This window comes from Klebsiella sp. Sb-30 (genome assembly GCF_057652795.1).
The window spans coordinates 3,411,159-3,431,463 of record NZ_CM172749.1 but is presented as its reverse complement, the minus strand read 5'-3'; the positions used below and the strand labels follow the sequence as shown (position 1 = coordinate 3,431,463).

At 54.0% G+C, this 20,305-nt stretch carries 18 protein-coding genes, 2 tRNA genes and 1 pseudogene; 15 read left to right on the top strand and 6 right to left on the bottom strand.

Features of this window, described 5'->3' with window-relative positions; genetic code table 11:
- The first annotated feature begins 86 nt into the window (after nt 1-86).
- Nucleotides 87-2,141, top strand: coding sequence for a DNA helicase IV (gene helD / locus AC236I_RS16100; protein WP_032717632.1), 2,055 nt, complete (start codon nt 87-89; stop codon nt 2,139-2,141).
- Between the two features lie 28 nt (nt 2,142-2,169).
- Here helD and mgsA read toward each other — a convergent pair whose 3' ends face one another.
- Entirely contained in the window at nt 2,170-2,628 is a 459-nt protein-coding gene (gene mgsA, locus AC236I_RS16095; protein WP_015584710.1) for a methylglyoxal synthase, read from the bottom strand.
- A gap of 153 nt (nt 2,629-2,781) precedes the next feature.
- On the opposite strand from mgsA, the gene AC236I_RS16090 reads away from it, so the two are divergent.
- Nucleotides 2,782-3,195 (top strand): CoA-binding protein, encoded by a 414-nt coding sequence (locus tag AC236I_RS16090; RefSeq protein WP_004860175.1) that lies wholly within the window; start codon nt 2,782-2,784, stop codon nt 3,193-3,195.
- A gap of 34 nt (nt 3,196-3,229) precedes the next feature.
- Here the strand turns inward: AC236I_RS16090 and hspQ are convergent, their stop codons facing one another.
- Both hspQ and rlmI read right to left on the bottom strand, forming a co-directional pair.
- Nucleotides 3,230-3,547, bottom strand: a complete 318-nt coding sequence (gene hspQ, locus AC236I_RS16085; protein WP_004860177.1) for a heat shock protein HspQ — start codon at nt 3,545-3,547, stop codon at nt 3,230-3,232.
- Between the two features lie 59 nt (nt 3,548-3,606).
- The gene (gene rlmI / locus AC236I_RS16080; protein WP_044349118.1) at nt 3,607-4,809 is read right to left on the bottom strand and encodes a 23S rRNA (cytosine(1962)-C(5))-methyltransferase RlmI; all 1,203 of its coding nucleotides are present in this window, start codon (nt 4,807-4,809) and stop codon (nt 3,607-3,609) included.
- 190 nt (nt 4,810-4,999) lie between these two features.
- Here rlmI and AC236I_RS16075 point away from each other — a divergent pair, with 190 nt between their 5' ends.
- Genes AC236I_RS16075 through yccX form a run of 3 tightly spaced genes read left to right on the top strand, consistent with a single transcriptional unit; the run spans nt 5,000 to nt 6,696 of the window.
- A complete protein-coding gene (locus AC236I_RS16075; RefSeq protein WP_044349120.1) occupies nt 5,000-5,554 on the top strand; it encodes a kinase inhibitor in 555 nt (184 codons plus the stop codon).
- A 20-nt stretch (nt 5,555-5,574) separates the two neighbouring features.
- Complete coding sequence (locus tag AC236I_RS16070; protein ID WP_044349121.1) at nt 5,575-6,363, top strand: helix-turn-helix transcriptional regulator; 789 nt, start codon at nt 5,575-5,577, stop codon at nt 6,361-6,363.
- 51 nt (nt 6,364-6,414) lie between these two features.
- Nucleotides 6,415-6,696 carry an acylphosphatase gene (gene yccX / locus AC236I_RS16065; RefSeq protein ID WP_015584708.1) on the top strand — a complete coding sequence of 94 codons (282 nt, stop codon included), beginning with the start codon at nt 6,415-6,417 and terminating at the stop codon, nt 6,694-6,696.
- Here yccX and tusE read toward each other — a convergent pair.
- Nucleotides 6,693-7,022, bottom strand: coding sequence for a sulfurtransferase TusE (gene tusE, locus AC236I_RS16060; RefSeq protein ID WP_004860187.1), 330 nt, complete (start codon nt 7,020-7,022; stop codon nt 6,693-6,695). The genes yccX and tusE overlap by 4 nt on opposite strands.
- Nucleotides 7,023-7,110: 88 nt before the next feature.
- Nucleotides 7,111-7,770 (bottom strand): FtsH protease modulator YccA, encoded by a 660-nt coding sequence (gene yccA / locus AC236I_RS16055; protein ID WP_004860189.1) that lies wholly within the window; start codon nt 7,768-7,770, stop codon nt 7,111-7,113.
- A gap of 268 nt (nt 7,771-8,038) precedes the next feature.
- Here yccA and AC236I_RS16050 point away from each other — a divergent pair, with 268 nt between their 5' ends.
- Together AC236I_RS16050 and AC236I_RS16045 are read left to right on the top strand one after the other, a co-directional pair.
- A complete protein-coding gene (locus tag AC236I_RS16050) occupies nt 8,039-9,667 on the top strand; it encodes an ABC transporter substrate-binding protein (RefSeq protein WP_118842509.1) in 1,629 nt (542 codons plus the stop codon).
- A 145-nt stretch (nt 9,668-9,812) separates the two neighbouring features.
- A tRNA-Ser gene (locus AC236I_RS16045) sits at nt 9,813-9,900 on the top strand.
- 156 nt (nt 9,901-10,056) lie between these two features.
- On the opposite strand, the gene AC236I_RS16040 is transcribed toward AC236I_RS16045, so the two are convergent.
- Nucleotides 10,057-10,839 carry a hypothetical protein gene (locus AC236I_RS16040; protein ID WP_004860193.1) on the bottom strand — a complete coding sequence of 261 codons (783 nt, stop codon included), beginning with the start codon at nt 10,837-10,839 and terminating at the stop codon, nt 10,057-10,059.
- 146 nt (nt 10,840-10,985) lie between these two features.
- Between AC236I_RS16040 and AC236I_RS16035 the strand changes: the two genes are divergently transcribed.
- From AC236I_RS16035 to AC236I_RS16000, 8 genes and pseudogenes are all read left to right on the top strand, one after another.
- Nucleotides 10,986-11,073, top strand: a tRNA-Ser gene (locus tag AC236I_RS16035).
- Between the two features lie 607 nt (nt 11,074-11,680).
- Nucleotides 11,681-12,295, top strand: coding sequence for a TetR/AcrR family transcriptional regulator (locus AC236I_RS16030; RefSeq protein WP_004860265.1), 615 nt, complete (start codon nt 11,681-11,683; stop codon nt 12,293-12,295).
- 73 nt (nt 12,296-12,368) lie between these two features.
- Nucleotides 12,369-13,478, top strand: a complete 1,110-nt coding sequence (locus tag AC236I_RS16025) for an efflux RND transporter periplasmic adaptor subunit (protein ID WP_015584704.1) — start codon at nt 12,369-12,371, stop codon at nt 13,476-13,478.
- Nucleotides 13,475-16,561: an efflux RND transporter permease subunit gene (locus AC236I_RS16020; RefSeq protein ID WP_032717642.1), complete on the top strand. Its 3,087-nt coding sequence runs from the start codon at nt 13,475-13,477 to the stop codon at nt 16,559-16,561. The genes AC236I_RS16025 and AC236I_RS16020 overlap by 4 nt, the downstream gene beginning before the upstream one ends.
- A 561-nt stretch (nt 16,562-17,122) precedes the next feature.
- Nucleotides 17,123-17,236: pseudogene (locus AC236I_RS16015) on the top strand (helix-turn-helix transcriptional regulator); the annotation flags it as partial.
- A 48-nt stretch (nt 17,237-17,284) separates the two neighbouring features.
- A complete protein-coding gene (locus AC236I_RS16010; RefSeq protein ID WP_369974016.1) occupies nt 17,285-18,196 on the top strand; it encodes a helix-turn-helix transcriptional regulator in 912 nt (303 codons plus the stop codon).
- Nucleotides 18,197-18,610: 414 nt separating this feature from the next.
- Nucleotides 18,611-19,189 (top strand): hypothetical protein, encoded by a 579-nt coding sequence (locus tag AC236I_RS16005; RefSeq protein WP_004860277.1) that lies wholly within the window; start codon nt 18,611-18,613, stop codon nt 19,187-19,189.
- A 47-nt stretch (nt 19,190-19,236) separates the two neighbouring features.
- Nucleotides 19,237-20,304: a hypothetical protein gene (locus AC236I_RS16000; protein WP_015584701.1), complete on the top strand. Its 1,068-nt coding sequence runs from the start codon at nt 19,237-19,239 to the stop codon at nt 20,302-20,304.
- Nucleotide 20,305 lies beyond the last annotated feature (1 nt).

Sequence of the window (20,305 nt, the reverse complement as noted above, 5' to 3'; positions counted from 1 at the left end):
ACCATTGTAACGTTTTTTACGCTGGAGCACCTGGTCGCTGGCGGTTAAACTTAAAAACATCCAACCTGATTGAAATTCGGCATGATATGGAACTTAAAGCGACAACATTGGGCAAACGTATGGCACAGCATCCCTACGACCGGGTGCAACTGCTTAACGCGGGAGTAAAAGTCTCGGGTGATAACCATGAGTATCTTATCCCTTTCAATCAGTTATTGTCAGTTCAATGTAAGCGCGGCCTGGTCTGGGGCGAACTGGAGTTCGTTTTACCGGACAGCAAAGTCGTGCGTTTACACGGCACCGAGTGGAATGAAACGCAGCGTTTTTATCATCATCTGAATACCCTCTGGCAGCAGTGGAGCGCGGAAATGAGCGGTATTGCCGCCGGTGTTCTCCAGCAGCAGCTGGAGGAGGTTGCCCGCGCCAGCGCCGAAGGCAAGTGGCTAACCCGTCAGCAGGTTACTGATATTCAGGTGAAGATTCGTCGTGCGTTGACCGGTCTGCCGATGCCGACCAGCCGTCTTGACGCTTTCGAGAACTGTCGTGAGCTGTGGCGGCAGTGCCAAAGCTGGCTGGCTGATACCGAAGAGGCCCGGCTGGCTCATAATCAGGCTTTTACCGAATCGATGCTCGAGCAGTATCACGGATTTTTTGCCAGCGTCGAAACTTCTCCGCTGAATCCCGCGCAGGCGCGGGCGGTGGTCAACGGCGAGCGCGCTTTGTTGGTGCTTGCCGGGGCCGGAAGCGGCAAAACCTCCGTGCTGGTGGCGCGAGCCGGGTGGTTATTAACGCGGGGAGAAGCCGCCGCCGATCAGATTCTGCTGCTGGCATTTGGCCGCCAGGCGGCGCAGGAAATGGATGAGCGTATTCGTGAACGTCTGGGTTCAGAAGAGATCGCGGCTCGTACCTTTCACTCTCTGGCATTACATATTATTCAGCAGGGCAGCAAAAAAGTGCCGACCATCAGCAAGCTGGAGAGCGACAGCACGGCCCGCCAGACCTTGCTGCTGAAAAACTGGCGCCAGCAGTGCCAGGAGAAAAAAGCGCAGGCCAAGGGGTGGCGGCAGTGGCTGGAGGAAGAGATGGGCTGGCAGGTGCCGGACGGCGAATTCTGGCAGGATAAAAAAATCCAGCGGCGAATGGCCAGTCGCCTCGATCGCTGGGTTAGCCTGATGCGCATGCACGGGGGATCGCAGGCGGAGATGATCGCCGGCGCGCCGGAAGAGGTGCGCGACCTGTTCGGCAAGCGCGTTAAGCTGATGGCGCCGCTGTTAAAAGCGTGGAAAACGGCGCTGAAAGACGAAGGCGCGGTCGATTTTTCCGGGCTGATACATCAGGCGATTAATATTCTGGATAAAGGGCGCTTCGTCAGCCCGTGGAAACATATTCTGGTCGACGAGTTTCAGGATATCTCGCCGCAGCGCGCCGCCTTGCTTGCTGCGCTGCGTCGGCAGAACACGCAGGCGACGTTATTTGCCGTTGGCGATGACTGGCAGGCTATCTATCGCTTCAGCGGGGCTCAACTCTCTTTGACCACCGCATTCAATCACTATTTTGGCGAAGGCGATTGCTGTGCGCTGGATACCACCTACCGGTTTAACGGGCGTATTGGGGAGGTGGCGAACGGTTTTATACAACAAAACCCGCATCAGTTGAGTAAACCATTGAACAGCCTGACGACCGGAGACAAGAAAGCCGTGACGCTGCTGGCGGACGATAAGCTCGACGATCTCCTCGATAAACTCAGCGGCTATGCGAAACCGGACCAGCGGATTTTATTGCTGGCGCGCTATCATCATTTGAAACCCGAGGCGCTGGAAAAAGCGGCGACGCGCTGGCCGCATCTGCAGCTCGATTTTATGACCATTCATGCCAGTAAAGGCCAGCAGGCGGATTATGTCATTGTGTTGGGGCTGCAGGAGGGGGACGATGCGTTTCCGGCCCCGGCGCGCGAATCCATTATGGAGCAGGCGCTACTGCCGCAGCCGGAGGATTTTCCGGATGCGGAAGAGCGGCGCTTGCTCTATGTCGCTATTACGCGTGCGCGGCTTCGCGTCTGGCTGTTGTTCAACAAAGCGCGGCCTTCGCCGTTTGTCGAAATGTTAGAAGATCTGGATGTGCCGGTGGCGAGAAAACCGTAAGTGCCGGCGGGCGGGCCGCCGGCCGGGATTACTTCAGACGGTCGGCGAGGTAACGTTGATAATCCGGGATCAGAATATCGAGAGGTTCGGCGAAATTCGGCGACAGAATAATAAAGTCGGCCGTTGAGGCATTGGTGGCTACAGGGATGTTCCACACCGTAGCCAGGCGCAGCAGTGCCTTGACGTCCGGGTCGTGCGGCACGGCGTTGAGCGGATCCCAGAAGAAAATCAGCACATCGATTTTACCTTCCGAGATCAGCGCGCCGACCTGCTGATCGCCACCCATCGGTCCGCTCAGCATCGCGTTAACCTCCAGCCCGGTTGCGCGGGAGATAAGGTTACCGGTGGTGCCGGTTGCATAGAGTTCGTGCTGGGCCAGCAGCGGCTGGTGGCGCGCAACCCATTTCATCAGCATATCTTTACAGTGATCGTGAGCAACCAGCGCGATATGTTTGCGTGCGGGTAACGTACGTGTCGTCAGTTCCATATTTTCATTCCACATTTTGACCTGCAGACAGATTACTGGAAGTGACTGCTGCTGCAAGTGTCCGGGTGAAAATTTTTGACGCATCCGTAAGTTAGGATGAATGGCTCGTTCAGTCGGATTAGCATACACTTGGGCTAAAGAGTGGAGGATAAAATGAAAGAGAACGATATCGCAGGCATTCTCACCTCAACCCAGACGATTGCGCTGGTGGGGGCGAGTGACAAACCGGATCGCCCAAGTTATCGGGTGATGAAATACCTTCTTGAACAGGGCTATCACGTTATCCCCGTTTCGCCGAAAGTTGCTGGTACCACGCTGATGGGGCAGAAAGGTTACGCCACCCTTGGCGATGTACCGGAAAAAGTGGATATGGTCGATGTCTTCCGCAACTCCGATGCGGCGCTGGCCGTTGCTCAGGAGGCCATCGCAATTGGTGCGAAAACGCTGTGGCTGCAGCTGGGAGTGATTAACGAACAGGCGGCGGTACTGGCGCGCGAGGCTGGGCTGAATGTGGTGATGGATCGCTGCCCGGCGATTGAAATACCGCGCTTAGGTCTGGCGAAGTAAATAAAAAACCCCGCAATAGCGGGGTTTTTTTACATCAGTTACGTAGCCGCGGGGCCTGCAGCTGTCGGCGAATCGTTCTGGCCAGCTCGTCCATCGACGGCTGTTCCGGATGTTCATCGCTGGCTTCACCGCTCAGCTGCGCTTCCGCAAGATAAGTGTGGATCGGCTGGCCGTCCTCATCTTCCATTACCACATGATACCAGGGCGAGGCGCGCAGTTCGTCATTGGCTGCAATTTCATCCTCTTCCGGTTCGGCGAGCGAGTATACCGGATCGATATCAACAACCACGCCGAGGTAGCCTAATAGCGTATGGCGAACCTGCTGGCCGATACCGAATTTGCTGGCAATCATAGGCACCTCCTGGGAAACGTTATTACCTGCTATATGCGGGCAATGTTCCGCTTTTCAAGTTACATGATGCGACAGGCAAACCCTTTCAGATACAGCCCTTCCGGGTAGGTTGCAATCACCGGGTGATCGGCAGCCTGACGGAACTGTTCTATAAATTGTACATCACGTCCGGCATCAATTGCGGCATCGGCAATGATTTTCTGAAATAAATCGGTCGCCATCAGACCCGAGCAGGAGAAGGTCAGCAGGATGCCGCCGGGATTCAAGAGCTGAATCGCCAACATATTGATATCTTTATAACCACGGCAGGCGCCCATCAGCTGGTTTTTATTCTCGACGAACTTCGGCGGATCCATGACGATAACGTCAAACGTCTCCCCCTGATCGCGATATTTACGCAGCAGTTTAAAGACGTCGTCGCGAACAAATTCCGCTCTGGAAAGATCCAGCTTGTTCAGCTCTACGTTTTGTTTCGCAACGTCCAGCGCCTCCTGGGAGGTATCGACGCTAATAACCTGGCGGCAGCCGCCCATCAGGGCGGAAACAGCGAAACCACCGGTATAGGAGAAACAGTTAAGAACGCGCTTGTCGGCGACATAGCGGCGGGTCGCCAGACGGCTATCGCGCTGGTCGAGGTAGTAACCGGTTTTGTGGCCGCCCTGAATGTCGACCAGCAGCTGCATACCGTGCTCGGTAATCGGCAGCAGGGCCGGCGGCAGTTCGCCGACAACCGGACCTTGCGCCAGCTCCAGCCCCTCTTTTTTACGCACCGCGACGTCGCTGCGATCGTAGATAGAGCAGTTCGGGAACAGCGTTTGCAACGCGCTGACGATGGCGGCACGCTGGTATTCAGCACCGGCGCTCAGCAGCTGCAGGACGAAGAAGTGACCAAAGCGATCGATGGTCACGCCCGGCAGACCGTCGGATTCGCCGGCGATCAGACGATAGCTGTCAAGGCCATCGCGAGCCGCCAGCCATTCGCGCCAGGTCTGCGCCTGCTGCAGGCGACGCTCGAAAAAGGCGTTATCGATAGCTTCATTGCGATCGAAGCTCCAGACGCGAGCGCGGATCTGCGAAGAGGGCGAATACGCGCCGCGGGCCAGCCATTTCCCTTGCGAATCAACGATATCGATGGTCTCACCGGAGCGAGCTTTACCTTCCATCCGGGCGACGGCGCCGGAGAAAATCCACGGATGGCGACGCAGCAGGGATTTCTCGCGTCCTTTGGTTAACACTAAGCGGGGGAAAATGGAATCTGTCATGGAGCTACCTTTAAGCAACGGGAATGTCGGCACCGAAAAATGGCGCGTAGGTTAGCACAAGTGACCGGCGCAAGCATCATTCCACCCGCGCCGACAGGTGAGCGTTTCGGCACAAAACGCAGGCGCTTTGGCACAATAAAAACCTTCCCGCGATCTTACAGTGATTCCTCACCCAACGGAGGAAAATACGATGAAAACAGGATCCCGGTTAGCGGCAATCTTAATTGCGGTTATCAGTACCAGCGCGGCAGCGGCGCCATTTCGCGTCACCAGCAGCGACATGCGCGAAGGGGATAGCCTGGCGGCATCCCAACAGTTTAATGGTTTTGGCTGTCGCGGGGGGAATGTCTCGCCCCAGCTGGTCTGGGAACATGCGCCGACGGGCACCCGCAGTTTTGCGGTGACCGCCTACGACCCGGATGCCCCCAGCGGAAGCGGGTGGTGGCACTGGACGGTTGTGAACATACCGTCGACGGTTTCCAGCCTGGCGACTGGTGCCGGAGATAAAAACAACGCTAAACTGCCTGCAGGTGCCGTGCAGGGGCGAAATGACTTCGGCTATGCGGGCTTTGGCGGAGCGTGTCCTCCGCCTGGGGATAAGCCTCATCATTACCACTTTACGGTATGGGCGCTGAATACGCCGACTTTACCGATTGATGCACAGGCCAGCGGCGCGTTGGTGGGCTTTATGCTGCGCAGCCATGCTATCGCCAGCGCCCGGCTGACGGCCATGTCAGGACGCTAAACGACAGACAGAGAGCTCAAATGCGGAATATTCACTTTCAGCATAACGCGTTATCGGCGGCAGAAATCACCTCCCGGCGATTATATAAACTGCACCGCGTCAGGCTTTTTTCGCCTGCGCTGTGTCGGGTCAATCGTGGAAGTAAAATCATCGTGCAGGGGGCCAGTCAGATGCAGGTCACCCCGCAGCAGCTGATTATTTTGCCCGCCGACCTTGAGCTTGAGGTCATTAATCAGCCGGACAATGGGCTATTTTGTTCCGACCTGCTCTCGTTGACCGCAGACCTGCTCGCGGATTTTAAAGCCCGTTACATGAGCGAGCCGCCGCCCGGCCGGCTGACATCACTATGCGCGCCGATGACCCCGGAGCTGTCGTTTATGTGGCAGAACGTGTTGCAAGCGGTGAGAGGGGGACTCTCGACGGAGCTGCAGCATCATCAGGCGATGGGGCTGCTGCTGGCATTGCAGCAGGCGGGATATGCCGGACCGCTATTAAACGAAAGACAGCAGGATCTGACCGGCCAGGTACGGCAAATTATCATGCTGTCGCCGGCGGAAGCGTGGAGCGTTCCTCGGGTGGCCAGGTTGTTGTTTCTGGGGGAGTCGACGCTGCGCCGCCGTTTACAGCAGGAATCGCAAAGTTTTCGCCTGATCGTTGAAGAGGTTCGTATGGCGTACGCCTTAGGCCAGCTGCAGTCAACGTCGCTGCCTATAGGTGAGATCGCACTCAACAGCGGCTATCAGTCCGGGTCACGCTTTACCGCGCGTTTTCGTCAACACTATGGCCTGTTGCCGAAGCATGTGCGCTGACGAGAATTTGCTATTCTGTGCTTCAGGGCAGGCCAAAAAAGGAGTGTAACGATGGCGACAATCTGCACAATGGCATGGGTATATGGCTCGGTTCAGGGCGTGGGGTTTCGCTACTCGACGCAGCGGGAGGCGCTACGCCTTGGGCTGACGGGCTATGCACGTAATCTTGATGATGGCAGCGTGGAGGTGCTGGCCTGCGGGGAAGAAGACCAGGTTGCGGCACTTATCGCCTGGCTAAACGCCGGTGGGCCGCGCAGTGCGCGGGTTGACAGGGTCAATACTGAGCCTCATCAACCCACCAGAGAGTGGCAAAAATTTGCCATCCTCTATTAGATGCATTTCACCGGTTTAGGCAGGCCGGCAATTTTGGTGGCCTGTTTAGCCGGTCCTTTCGGGAACAGGCGATAGAGATAGCGGCTGTTGCCTTTCTCTTCGCCAAACTTATTCGCCATCGCCTTTACTAACATGCGAATGGCGGGCGATGTGTTGAATTCCAGATAAAATTCGCGCACAAAACGCACCACTTCCCAGTGTTCAACGGAAAGCGTAATGCCCTCCTGCCCGGCGATAACTTCCGCCATGGCTTCGTTCCACTGTGTCGTCTCTTTCAGATAGCCTTCGCTATCGGTCTCAATTTCGTTGCCTTCAAAGATAAACATAATTCTTCACATACCGTTCAGACTGGCCGCAGTGTAGCAAAAAATAAGGCCCCGCATAAGCGGGGCCTGAGTACGGCGTCGGCAGAGGTTAGTCCCGGCTTGCGAAGCCAAGGATGCTCAGCAGGCTGACGAAGATGTTGTACAGCGACACGTACAGGCTGACGGTAGCGCGGATATAGTTGGTCTCACCGCCGCGGATGATATTGCTGGTTTCAAACAGGATTGCGCCTGAAGAAATCAGGATAAACACCGCGCTGATGGCCAGGTGCAGAGCCGGCAGCTGCAGGAAGATGTTAGCAACCATACCGATCAGCACCACCACTACGCCTGCCATCAGCATTCCGCCGAGGAAGGACATGTCTTTACGGGTGGTCAACACATAGGCCGAGCAGCAGAAGAACACCAGAGCGGTACCGCCCAGCGCCAGACCAATCAGGTCACCCATGCCCGCAGACAGATAGGCGTTGAGCATTGGCCCAAGGATATAACCCAGGAAGCCGGTGAAAGCGAAGGCCGCCAGAATACCTGTCGGCTTATTGGCCAGTTTATAGGTCAGGAACATCAGACCATACATACCCACCAGCGTCAGAATCAGCCCTGGAGAAGGCAGCATCAGCACCGTGCTGGCCGTTGCCGTAATGGCGGAAAATGCCAGCGTCAGACTGAGGAGGAAATAGGTGTTCCGCAGAACTTTATGCGTACTGAGCAGCGATGAACGGTCACGCGACGACGTAATAATACGATCCATGAGTCACTCTCTTATGACAGATGTAATTAATAATGAAGCATAAAAAAACCACGACGGAAGCCATAGTGCTTTTACCCATCTTTACTTAGACCCCCGAGGCAATCACGCAGCATATTATGCTAATAAATAATGGAAAGGTGGTGAGTTTGTGTGTTTGGCTTCAGGAACCAGATCGGAATCTGATAGGTTACTGAAAAATATTGCGTTATTGCCGTTCTGTGGCTAAGTGTGGAGAGGGTACAAACGAAGCGTAATAAAGGCAAGGGATATGAAATCACAAAAATACAATCACATCACGCAAGCAGTGCTGGCTCTCGGTTTACTCTGCACGACGGCCACGGTATTTGCCGCTCAGGTTCCCCCCGGGACGGTGCTGGCAGAGAAGCAGGAACTGGTAAGAAATAACGGCAGCGAGCCGGCATCACTGGATCCGCATAAGGTCGAGAGTGACGTTGAGTTTAATATTATCAGCGATCTTTTCGAAGGGCTGGTCAGCGTCTCACCGGCTGGTGAAATACAGCCGCGGCTGGCGGAAAAGTGGGAAAATAAAGAGAACACCGTCTGGACCTTCCATTTACGTCCGGGCATTACCTGGTCGGACGGGACCGCCATTACCGCTCAGGATATTGTCTGGAGCTGGCAGCGACTGGTCTCTCCTCTGACGGCATCACCTTATTCCAGCTACCCGGGCAATATGCATATTGTGAACGCGAAGGAGATTGCCGAAGGGAAAAAAGCGCCGGAGACGCTGGGGGTGAAGGCGGTGGATGATGCGACGCTGGAAGTTACATTAACCCAGCCGAACGCGGCGTTTTTAGCGATGCTGGCGCACCCTTCGCTGGTTCCGATTGATAAAGTGCTGGTAAACCGCTTTGGCGAACAGTGGACCAAACCGGAGCATATCGTGACCAGCGGTCCGTATAAGCTGTCTGCGTGGGTCGTTAACGAGCGCATCGTGGCCGAACGTAACCCGCGTTATTGGGACAATGAGCATACGGTAATCAATAAAGTGACCTGGCTGCCGATTCATTCAGAAGCGGCGGACGTTAACCGTTATAAAGCGGGTGAAATCGATATTGTTTATACGGTACCGATTAACCAGTTCGCGCAGCTTAAAAAGACCATGGGCGATCAGCTGAATGTGTCGCCGCAGCTGGCGACCTATTATTACGAGTTCAACACCACCAGGCCGCCATTTAACGATCCGCGTGTCCGGCTGGCGCTGAACATGGCGCTGGATAAAGACATCATTGCGGAAAAAGTACTGGGGCAGGGACAACGCCCGGCCTGGCTGATTAGCCAGCCTGATATCGGCGGCGTAAAACTGCAAAATCCGGAATACGCCAGCTGGCCGCGCGAGAAACGCATTGCCGAAGCCAAAAAACTGCTGAGCGAAGCGGGATACTCAGATAATCACCCGCTGGTGTTTAATCTGCTGTACAACACATCGGAATCACACCAGCGCGTGGCGATTGCCGCCAGTTCGATGTGGAAGAAAAATCTCGGCGTGGAGGCGAAGCTGCAAAACCAGGAGTGGAAGACGATGCTCGACACCATGCACACGCACAATTTTGACGCGGTGCGCTATGCGTGGATTGCCGATTATGACGATGCCGCCACTTTCCTGAATAACTTCCGCACCGGCGACAGTGAGAATACCAGCCAGTACAGCAATCCTGCCTATGATGAAGCCTTAAAGAACGCCGCCAAAGCGTCAGATGGGGTGACGCGCGGTAAGTACTACCAGCAGGCAGAGGATCTGCTGGCGAAAGATGTGCCGGCGGTTCCGGTTTATCACTATGTTCGTACCCACCTGGTAAAACCGTGGGTGGGGGGATTTACGCCGGATAAGCTGGGATACTACTTCACCAAAGATATGTACATCAAAAAGCACTAACGCTCAGGGGTAAGATTTTGTGCTGAAAAAACGGTCAATCTGTTGTTGATTCAACCGATTAACAGCATTTTGGTTATTTTTGAAGCAAGTGAACGGTTGCTGGCTTTACACGACGCAAGTAGCTGTTTATAGTGCGCCTCATTACGGAAGTGTGGCCGAGTGGTTGAAGGCACCGGTCTTGAAAACCGGCGACCCGAAAGGGTTCTAGAGTTCGAATCTCTACGCTTCCGCCAGATACAAAAAAATCCCGCGATAGAAATATCGCGGGATTTTTTTTTGTCTACACTGCGGAATCTTGCTGTCAGGGCCTGGTCTTGTCACTGCGCCAGCCCATCATAGATTCAGCGTAACGTGTGCTATCCAGCAGAGGCTTTGCTTGCACCCAGCCATCATTGACTTCTTTTTGCCAGGATTCTCCCCAGCTGTTTATAACCTTCAGAACCTCTATGCACGGATTTCCGCTGGCATTTCATCGGCACGGTAAGTTTAACCACGAAGTCGCGATAAGTAGGTTCCCGCATGAGCCTGAGAAAACTGACCGACTCCTGTTTTATATTGGGAAATATTTTCTTTAAGGTTGAGAATGCTGTTTTGTGAGTATGAAAAAAATTCTCAATGCATGCCTGACAATTAAAGTTTATTTTTTGAACTGTGTTTGTGAGGTTTTCGTAAATATTATAAACCTGATTCCACATTGTATATTCCCGAATACCACCATCATCGTTATCGGCGAAATCAGGCATCGTTTTATCTTTTGACGAGCACTCCAGTGATGGGTTACCGAACGCGACATATGCGGCATAATTTAAGGCATTTATTGCACTCCCGCCTTCATCTGCAAGAGGCTCATGACTTCCTGAATCCTCTTCACCAAAAGGTTTTACCAGCCCGTAAGGTGAAAAAATCTTGTCTGGCGTATAGCGAGTACAATCCTCAGGTAATTTGAGGCCGTTTTCTGCAGTAAGCATGACTGCCGCAGAGGCGGCGTAACAGATCCCCCGGCCACCCTGTGCAGGCACGTTGGGTAAGTTAGTGACTTCACTCAGATCGCTTTGCACCACATATTCTTTCGACGGTGGGGTGAATGCCGCAAATGCAGGATATTGAGCCGATGCTTCAGAGGGGAGCAATAAAATAAACGCCAAAATAGCTAAGGCGTTGACCCTTTTCATATCGGCGAACCTTCTCTATGGGCGCCGTTGTAAATAACGATGTTAGCGCATTGCTCGTTTTTTGCGCCATTGCGAGAGAAACCTCCGCGTTCGATAAATTCCTGCTTTACATGGCGCTAAGAGGTGTTTATAGTGCGCGTCATTCTGGAAGCGTGGCCGAGCGGTTGAAGGCACCGGTCTTGAAAACCGGCGACCCGAAAGGGTTCTAGAGTTCGAATCTCTACGCTTCCGCCAAATAAAAAAAGGGGTTACCGAAAGGTAACCCCTTTTTGCTTTGGGGTCGTTTCCCCATCAGTAACATCGCCTCCATTGTGAGGCGCTCAGGACGCCACGCTCTTGACCCTGCTGCGCCGGGGCCGCGAACTGAGTTCCGGGCCGTTGTCTATTCGCCGTTTCCCGGCATCACCCGTTCATCCAGTCTGCTATCAGGCGCCAAAAGTAGAGCATCCTGCTCAGCGATAGTGACTATCTTGCCTGGCCCGGAATAACCCCTCCCAGGGAACTTATCTGTTATGGATAGATTGCAACGCATCGCCTTACTGCTTGCTCGCATTGATGAAAAGCAGAGACCATTCCTGCGGGGGCATTCACTTCTGTCATTGAGATAAGCTTTCATATAGGGATTCGGCACTTTTATTGGCAAAGGTATTTGTCTGGTACAATTTCGGTACTGGAGCATTCGAACCGATCCGCCAGCATATCCCGCAGCGAACAGATGCGCTGCGCAGGTAGCGTCGCCGGCGAGGATAACATTGCGCGACCTTGAAACTAGCCGGAAAGGTGACTAAATTCCAATGTGGTCACAAATTTCAATCAATGGCTATCACGCTAAGCTGAAAAAATGACTAAGAATATGAACGTCCCATCATCACGTGGTCCACTTGATCACAGCGTCCGAGAGCAAATTGTCGAAGCTGCTTTTGAGCATTTCGGCCACTACGGCTACGAAAAAACCACCGTGGCAGAGCTTGCTAAATCTATAGGTTTTTCAAAATCTTACATCTATAAATTTTTTGATTCTAAACAGGCTATCGGCGAGGTGATCTGCGCTAACCGTCTGTCGTTGATCATGGAGGCCGTGCATTCGGCAATAGCCGATGCGCCGTCAGCCAGCGAGAAACTCCGTCGTCTCTTCGGGGCGCTCACCGAAGCGGGGAGCGAGCTGTTTTTCCACGATCGTAAGCTTTACGACATTGCCGCCGTAGCCGCACGGGACCGGTGGCCTGCGACGGAAAAGTATACAGAACATCTGATGAAGCTGATTGAGGGCATTCTGCTTGAAGGCAGGAAGAACGGGGAGTTTGAAAGAAAAACGCCGCTGGATGAAGCCACGCACGCGGTATATCTGGTGATGTGTCCTTTCGTTAACCCCGTCCAGCTGCAGTTTAATCTCGAAGCGGCTCCCAAAGCAGCGGTACTGCTTTCTTCACTGATTTTAAGAAGCCTGGCCCCCTGATTTGTGACCATTGACTTTATTGGTCACTAGTCTGAGAATGCGGATACCATTCTGCTAATGCAATAAGGTTCCCATGCTCAGGCTTAATTCAGCCCGCCTTGCCGTCTGCCTCCTGCCGTTCATCCTGGGGGCCTGCGGCGACAATTCCGCTAATGACGATCCGCGCACGCGGCCGCCGCTCGTCAGAGCCGGGTCCGTTGAACTCGCGAACACCACTTCCCGGAGCTTTACCGGCGTGGTGGTAGCACGAACGCAAAGCGATCTTGGTTTCAGGGTGCAGGGTAAGATCCTCGAACGTTTTGTGGATACTGGCCAGAGCGTTAAACGTGGTCAGCCATTGATGCGACTGGACCCTGTTGACCTGAAGCTGCAGGCGCTGGCGCAGCAACAGGCCGTTGATGCCGCCAGGGCACGCGCAAGAAAAGCAATCAGTGATGAGGCGCGCTATCGTGGCCTCGTTGCCTCTGGCGCCGTATCCGCGTCAGAGTATGACCAGATTAAAGCGGCGGCCGATTCGGCTAAAGCGGAGCTCAGCGCCGCCCAGGCTCAGGCAAACGTGGCGCAAAACGCGACGGGCTATGCCGTGCTGCTGGCCGATTCCGACGGCGTGGTGATGGAGACCCTCGGCGAACCCGGTCAGGTCGTCAGCGCCGGACAGGCGGTGATCCGGTTGGCGAGAGCGGGGCAGCGCGAGGCGCTGGTGCAGCTACCGGAGACGTTGCGTCCCGCCATCGGCAGCGAAGCTCAGGCTACGCGCTATGGCAACGAAACAGAGCCTGTCGTTGCCAGACTGCGGCTGCTTTCGGATTCGGCCGATGCGACGACCCGCACATTCGAGGCGCGGTACGTGCTGGAAGGGCCGCTGGCGAACGCCCCGCTGGGGTCGACCGTGACGCTGCAAATCCAAAAAAATAGCGGGGAGCGCCCGGTGATGCAGGTTCCGCTGGCTGCTCTGTACGATGCGGGCAAAGGGCCCGGTATCTGGCGCATTTCCGCGCGGCCGACAAAGGTCGTCTGGCAGCCGGTGAAGGTGCTTAGCGTAGGTGCGGAAGCGGTGCAGGTGACTGGCGATCTGCGGCCGGGCGAGAAGATTGTGGCGCTAGGGGCGCATCTTCTGCATGAAGGCGAGTCTGTCCGACTTGCTGAACCACGCGATGCTGCCCATGCGGGGAGCAAACCATGAGCGCAAAACGCTTCAATCTGTCAGCGCTTGCGGTGCGCGAGCGCTCGATCACGCTGTTTTTGATTATTCTGATTACGATAGCCGGTATTTATTCGTTTTTTGGCCTTGGGCGAGCGGAAGATCCGCCCTTTACGGTCAAACAGATGACCATTATCAGCGTCTGGCCAGGGGCGACCGCGCAGGAAATTCAGGATCAGGTTGCCGAGCCGCTGGAAAAACGTCTGCAGGAGCTCAAATGGTATGACCGTACGGAAACCTATACCCGCCCCGGCATGGCATTTATCACGCTCTCATTGCAGGACAGCACGCCGCCATCTCAGGTGCAGGAAGAGTTCTATCAGGCGCGAAAAAAGCTTGGGGATGAGGCCAAAAATCTCCCCGCTGGCGTGACCGGGCCGATGATCAATGATGAATTCGCCGACGTGACTTTCGCGCTCTTTGCGCTGAAAGCGAAAGGGGAGCCGCAGCGCCTGTTGGTTCGTGATGCCGAAACATTACGCCAGCAGCTCCTGCACGTCCCTGGCGTGAAGAAAGTCAATATTATCGGCGAGCAGGCTGAACGGATTTATATCTCTTTCTCGCATGAGCGTCTGGCTACGATGGGACTCTCTCCGCAGGATATTTTCAATGCGCTTAACAGCCAGAACGCCTTAACCCCGGCGGGCTCCATCGAGACTCGCGGCGCGCAGATCTTTATTCGCCTCGATGGCGCTTTCGACGAATTGCAGAAGATCCGCGATACGCCATTTATCGCTCAGGGTAAAACGCTCAAGCTATCCGACGTGGCAACGGTGGAACGAGGCTATGAAGATCCTCCCACGCTGCAGATTCGTAACCAGTCTGAACCAGCGCTGCTGCTCGGTATTGTCATGCGCGAAGGCTGGAATGGTCTGGCGTTAGGTAAAGCGCTGGATGCCGAAGCGGCAAAAATCAATGCGGCTATGCCGCTGGGGCTGACCCTGACGAAAGTCACCGATCAGTCGGTGAATATCGGCGCGTCGGTCGACGAGTTCATGATCAAATTCTTCGCCGCCCTGCTGGTCGTTATGATGGTCTGTTTTGTCAGCATGGGGTGGCGCGTGGGCGTTGTGGTCGCGGCGGCGGTCCCCCTGACGCTGGCGATTGTTTTTGTGGTGATGGAAGCCTCCGGTATCAACTTTGACCGCGTCACCCTCGGCTCGCTTATTCTTGCTCTCGGCCTGCTGGTCGATGATGCCATTATCGCCATCGAAATGATGGTGGTGAAAATGGAGGAGGGCTACGACAGAATTAAAGCTTCGGCCTACGCCTGGAGCCATACCGCCGCGCCAATGCTGGCAGGAACGCTGGTGACAGCCATTGGCTTTATGCCAAATGGTTTTGCGCAGTCTACGGCCGGAGAATACACCAGCAATATGTTCTGGATTGTCGGCCTCGCTCTGATCGCCTCGTGGCTGGTTGCCGTTGTTTTCACACCGTATCTGGGCGTGAAGATGCTGCCGGATATTGTAAAAGTGGAAGGCGGCCATGCCGCTATCTATAACACGCCGCGCTATAACCGCTTCCGCCGTATGCTGGCCCGCGTTATCGCAAGCAAATGGGGAGTGGCCGGTTCCGTCGTCGCTATTTTCGTTCTGGCCGTTCTCGGAATGGGGCTGGTGAAAAAACAATTTTTCCCCACCTCTGACCGGCCGGAAGTTCTGGTCGAAGTGCAGATGCCCTATGGCACCTCGATTGGGCAGACCAGCGCAGCGGCGGCCAAAATAGAGGCGTGGTTGCAAAAACAGCCGGAAGCGAAAATTGTTACCGCCTACATCGGCCAGGGCTCACCGCGCTTTTATCTGGCGATGGCCCCCGAGCTACCCGACCCGTCGTTTGCCAAAATAGTGGTGTTGACGGACAGCCAGCAATCACGCGATGCGCTCAAACTTCGACTGCGGGAAGCCGTCGCCAGCGGACTGGCGCCAGAAGCGCGCGTTCGCGTAACGCAACTGGTGTTTGGCCCGTATTCACCTTTCCCGGTGGCATGGCGGGTGATGGGGCCAGATAGTGATAAATTGCGCGACATCGCCGATAAGGTTAAGGCTGTGCTGCAGGCAAGCCCGATGATGAGGACCGTCAATACCGACTGGGGGACAAAGGTACCAGCCTTACATTTCATCCTCGATCAGGACCGTCTGCAGGCAACCGGTTTAACGTCGAATGCCGTGGCCCAACAGCTCCAGTTCCTGTTATCGGGTATTCCCATTACCTCGGTACGGGAAGATATTCGCTCGGTGCAGGTAACGGGGCGCGCCGCCGGTGATATACGTCTGGATCCGGCGAAAATTGAGGGGCTTACCCTGGTGGGCAAGGCGGGGCAGCGCATTCCTCTGGCGCAAATCGGCGAGGTGGAGGTGAGAATGGAAGACCCGCTACTGCGTCGTCGCGATCGAACGCCCACCATTACCGTGCGGGGGGACATTGCCGATAATCTTCAGCCGCCGGACGTTTCTGCCGCCCTCATGAAGCAGCTACAGCCGATTATTGATTCGCTCCCGCCCGGATACCGTATCGACATGGCGGGCTCGATTGAGGAATCGGGCAAAGCCACTCAGGCGATGGCGCCGTTGTTCCCCATCATGATTGCCCTGACGCTGCTGATCATCATTCTGCAGGTACGTTCAATGTCAGCCATGGTGATGGTGTTTCTTACCGCTCCGCTGGGGCTGATCGGCGTGGTTCCTGCGCTGCTGCTTTTCAATCAACCGTTTGGCATCAATGCTCTTGTCGGGTTGATCGCGCTTTCGGGGATCCTTATGCGTAATACGCTGATTCTTATCGGCCAAATCCATCATAACGAGAGGCAAGGCCTCGACCCGTACCATGCGGTGATAGAAGCTACGGTACAGCGGGCAAGACCCGTACTCCTGACGGCAATGGCCGCTGTGCTGGCGTTTATTCCCCTGACCCATTCGGTGTTCTGGGGGACCCTCGCTTATACGCTGATTGGCGGAACGTTAGGGGGCACCATCATGACGCTGGTCTTCTTGCCGGCGATGTATGCGATCTGGTTCCGGATCCGTCCTGAGGTTCCGTTCCATTCGATACGACCACAGGCGTAAACGGTATTTCTTCTCATCGCGCGCGACCGACCAGGAGGGGAGGAGACCTCAGGCTCCCCCCCGAACGGGGAGGGGTATTTTTGTGATGCAAGTCATAAAATAACCCCCGGTTATTGTGATGTTACTTGCATGCAATGGATTTGAATTTGAATCGACCCGCTCTATCTCTGCGGGTTTTTTTTTCTTCCCGCGAGTGCTGACCGGCGATCGGCTGCACGTCAGGCGGATTCAATGGCCGAAACCAGCACCGAATCCAACACATTCCAGCCAACGCGTTCTTGACCTTGCGCCAGGGATTCACTCATCCATCGCTGGGCTATAGGCCGCTGAGCGAGAACATCTGTCTGGCGCAGGCTATTTGCGCTTTTCCAGATGATGCCCGCCAGATAATGCTATCGCCACGAGTCTTGCGCCATGCCTGACGTCGTAAAACTCACGGGATCGGCGTTGTTGCTGTATTTCCCTGTCAGGATTGCCATGATTTATCTTCCGGGTCTATGCTGAATGAGCAGGCATCATGTGCCGTCCAGGCAGGTTAAACACTGATTAACAGGTGTTGTTATGGCCACTGATCCGGAACTGATTTATCTTGAGATCCTGGAAACTATCCTGATGGCCACGCTGGATCCCCAGCTGTGGAAACTCGCGCTGCAGAAGCTGTCGTTCCTGACAGGTCATCAGTACGCGGCATTACTTTTTTATGATAAAGGTAATGCACATCTGATGACCGATTCCTTCCTCTTTGAAGAAAAGGTATTTACGGCCTACCGGGATGTATTTCTGGCCATTGACCCTGCTGAAAAAATACTGACGGGGCTGCCTGTCGGGCAGATGTACAGGGACAGGGAGTTTTTAGGCGATAAATTTATTGCTAACAGCATTTATTACAATGAATTTCATCACCCGAATGACCTGAATTATCTGACCAGTGTCAAGCTGTGTACCGTCAACGGTTATTCCACCTATTTATCGCTGATGACAGCCAACGATGCCGCCTATCCGCAGTCTGCACAATTTGACGTATTTCGGCGGCTCATCCCGGCGTTAATTACCGCCAGTCAGCTTCACGCCAGATTTGAGCAACTTCGTGACACGATTGAGTATCAAACTGCGATTATGGATAACGGTATTTACCCGGTCTGGCTGGTGGATCGTAGCGGGAAAATTCTTTACGCCAGTGCCCATGCCGAAAGTTACCAGCGTGCGAGCGTCCGGTTGGTCTGGTCTGCCGGCGCGGATACACTCAGTCTGGATACTGACAGCAAAAAACTGAAACATGCCATCGAACAGGCCACGCGAACCGGGGCGCCCCCCCGGGCGGGATTGTGCTACACCACCAGACGCCCTGCAAAACCGATCCTGGTGCTTCCGGCCTCCCGTATTCCCGGAGTCGCCTGCATTATCATCCCCGAGCCTTTCCTCAGCGGCAGCGCCTTAATGGAGGTGTTTGATGTTAAACCCGCCGAGAATGCGGTGGCAGAACTGCTGGTCAGGGGGATGACCCCGGATGAATGCGCCCTACATCTGGGCGTATCCATCACCACCATCAGAAGCCATCTCAGTGCGCTGTACCGGAAAACACATACCCGAAATCAGTCCGAATTGCTGCTCATTATCCGGGCCATTCACGGCTGATTTATTTCACGCACTCCTTCATATGAATGAGTGAGAGTTGCATTCCCGCCATTATACTCATGCTTATACGGCTGACCGGATTTTCACTACCTTCATTCATGCCGGCAGTATATCCGTGTCTGTTTACGGGATGCGGGAATGATGTTTTATCTTTATCTGACCGTCTTACTGTTTTTAGCGCGCCGGGTTATGTTTGGTGTGTGGAATTTGATGAGAAATAACCTGAAACGTCTTTCGTTCATCATTCTGACATCACTGCTATCGGCGTGTGGTTCTGAACAGGCGCGAAGCACGGAACCCCGGAATGGCGAAAAGAAGCGAGATCGCATCCTGTGTAACGGATGTCATTATATGAATGACGCTATCTTCACATGTCAATAATAAATGAAAGTTATATTGATGAGGAGTGTATTTATGTTTTCTCGCAAAACATACTGGTCAGCACATGCAATATGCCTGCTCTTTTTTTCTGCTTCAGTCCTGGCCGGGGAACCATCAGCACAGGGGCAGTATCTGTGTGAGGAAAATTACAGATGTATTTTCTTACCTGTCATACTTTTTATTGTCATCTGCGGTACGCTGGTTTCTATTTTAGTTATCCGCCGCTCTCTTCCTGAAACGTGGTCTTTGGCGGATGCGCTTTCTGAAGATGTGGAGTTATCTGCCGTCACTGAAGTTAAGGAAACAAAAGATGGTATTGATACAGTGACCAAAACACCGCTTTATGACCCGGCAGGCAAACCTGTTCTGGAAACCGTAATGAAAGCCAGCTCGAGTCGACTCATTGCACTGACAGGAATGCTGGTCATTTTATTTATGTTTATTGGTTTTGGGTCCTTAATATTACTTGATTATGGCATGACTGGTAAAATATCAAGTCCTGAATCCGTTGGCGAGATTATTAAATTCCTGTCTGCCGGGATGACATTATTTGCACCATACCTGGTGAATAAGTTCTCTTCTTTGTTTCAGAGCCTGTCCTCAAATAAATAGAGACGAAATCGCGTCTCTGCAGTAATAAACCCATGAAGGAGAATATTATGGAGACGATCAACAAACGTATATTCATCACGACCCGCTATCCCGTCAGCGCGCAACATGGTCGCCCGCCCATCGCGTTTCTGCAACAACTGGTGGAGACTCTGGATGGGTTACCCGATGATGTTTTTGCTGAAAATGAGCTTCATGATATCTATGCCGTCATGAAAGGTGTGCTTGGGCCTTACACCAGCCTTAAACACCGAAAAGCAGTGATGTGTGAAGTGCTTCGCGTGCAGGCGGGGTTTGAATCGGACTGGCGCTGGGATGCTGGCGTCGATTCGGGAAATCATCGTTCCCGGACTCACATTGAAAGCGAAGAGACCGGAGCCTTCCAGGTATCATTTGACAGTATTGGCACCAGACAATCGGCACTGCTGGGTTTTGCGAAACAGCATGGCATAGACACGGCAGAAACGTTCATTACTAAAATGAAAACGGACCACGGCCTGGCCGTGGAATATTGTGCCCGATTATTGCGGATCAGCACCGCCTGGTGCGGTACGATAAAAGACCCGACTAAGGTTATCTCCCACGTGCGGCGCGATGCCGTAGAGGAATTTCAGACATTCCTCTCGCCCCGAATATCGTCCCAAACGCTCTCCGCGGCAGGTATCGGGCCGCTCAGCGACAAAGATAAAATGATTGAGGTGATAAATATTGCCAGAACGCCAGCCCGTTATGAAAAAGTACAGGAGATTGCCGCGAGTGAGCTCTTTAAGCTGACCCATGAGAGCTGGCCACATGACGGCTGTGCGTTAAATCTGGCTAATCTATTGCAGGAAGGTGGCATTGCCGTTCCCGATATTACGCAAGCATTAGCTTTGGGCAACTATCTTCACGATGAAAGAAAATGGCAAAAAATTCCTGTTGGACAACAGCAACCTGGAGATGTTGGTTCTACCTGCGGCCCGACGGCCCACCATGGTTATGATCATATTTATCTGGTGCTGGAACGCCAGGACAGCGACAAAATGGTGATTGTCGATAATCAACAACCCCTACCTCATGAACGACTCGCCAGCGGAAAGGGTAAAACACCGACGAAATTCTTTTTGCGCCCGGTCTGAA

Bases quoted from the DNA above. Each gene is read 5' to 3' on its own strand.
- mgsA (WP_015584710.1), bottom strand. From the start codon at position 2,628: ATGGAACTGACGACACGTACGTTACCCGCACGCAAACATATCGCGCTG.
- helD (WP_032717632.1), top strand. From the start codon at position 87: ATGGAACTTAAAGCGACAACATTGGGCAAACGTATGGCACAGCATCCC.
- AC236I_RS16020 (WP_032717642.1), top strand. From the start codon at position 13,475: ATGAGCGCAAAACGCTTCAATCTGTCAGCGCTTGCGGTGCGCGAGCGC.
- AC236I_RS16005 (WP_004860277.1), top strand. From the start codon at position 18,611: ATGTTTTCTCGCAAAACATACTGGTCAGCACATGCAATATGCCTGCTC.
- AC236I_RS16010 (WP_369974016.1), top strand. From the start codon at position 17,285: ATGACCGATTCCTTCCTCTTTGAAGAAAAGGTATTTACGGCCTACCGG.
- tusE (WP_004860187.1), bottom strand. From the start codon at position 7,022: ATGTTTATCTTTGAAGGCAACGAAATTGAGACCGATAGCGAAGGCTAT.
- AC236I_RS16000 (WP_015584701.1), top strand. From the start codon at position 19,237: ATGGAGACGATCAACAAACGTATATTCATCACGACCCGCTATCCCGTC.
- AC236I_RS16090 (WP_004860175.1), top strand. From the start codon at position 2,782: ATGAAAGAGAACGATATCGCAGGCATTCTCACCTCAACCCAGACGATT.
- yccA (WP_004860189.1), bottom strand. From the start codon at position 7,770: ATGGATCGTATTATTACGTCGTCGCGTGACCGTTCATCGCTGCTCAGT.
- AC236I_RS16075 (WP_044349120.1), top strand. From the start codon at position 5,000: ATGAAAACAGGATCCCGGTTAGCGGCAATCTTAATTGCGGTTATCAGT.
- AC236I_RS16050 (WP_118842509.1), top strand. From the start codon at position 8,039: ATGAAATCACAAAAATACAATCACATCACGCAAGCAGTGCTGGCTCTC.
- hspQ (WP_004860177.1), bottom strand. From the start codon at position 3,547: ATGATTGCCAGCAAATTCGGTATCGGCCAGCAGGTTCGCCATACGCTA.
- AC236I_RS16025 (WP_015584704.1), top strand. From the start codon at position 12,369: ATGCTCAGGCTTAATTCAGCCCGCCTTGCCGTCTGCCTCCTGCCGTTC.
- AC236I_RS16040 (WP_004860193.1), bottom strand. From the start codon at position 10,839: ATGAAAAGGGTCAACGCCTTAGCTATTTTGGCGTTTATTTTATTGCTC.
- AC236I_RS16030 (WP_004860265.1), top strand. From the start codon at position 11,681: ATGACTAAGAATATGAACGTCCCATCATCACGTGGTCCACTTGATCAC.
- rlmI (WP_044349118.1), bottom strand. From the start codon at position 4,809: ATGACAGATTCCATTTTCCCCCGCTTAGTGTTAACCAAAGGACGCGAG.
- AC236I_RS16070 (WP_044349121.1), top strand. From the start codon at position 5,575: ATGCGGAATATTCACTTTCAGCATAACGCGTTATCGGCGGCAGAAATC.
- yccX (WP_015584708.1), top strand. From the start codon at position 6,415: ATGGCGACAATCTGCACAATGGCATGGGTATATGGCTCGGTTCAGGGC.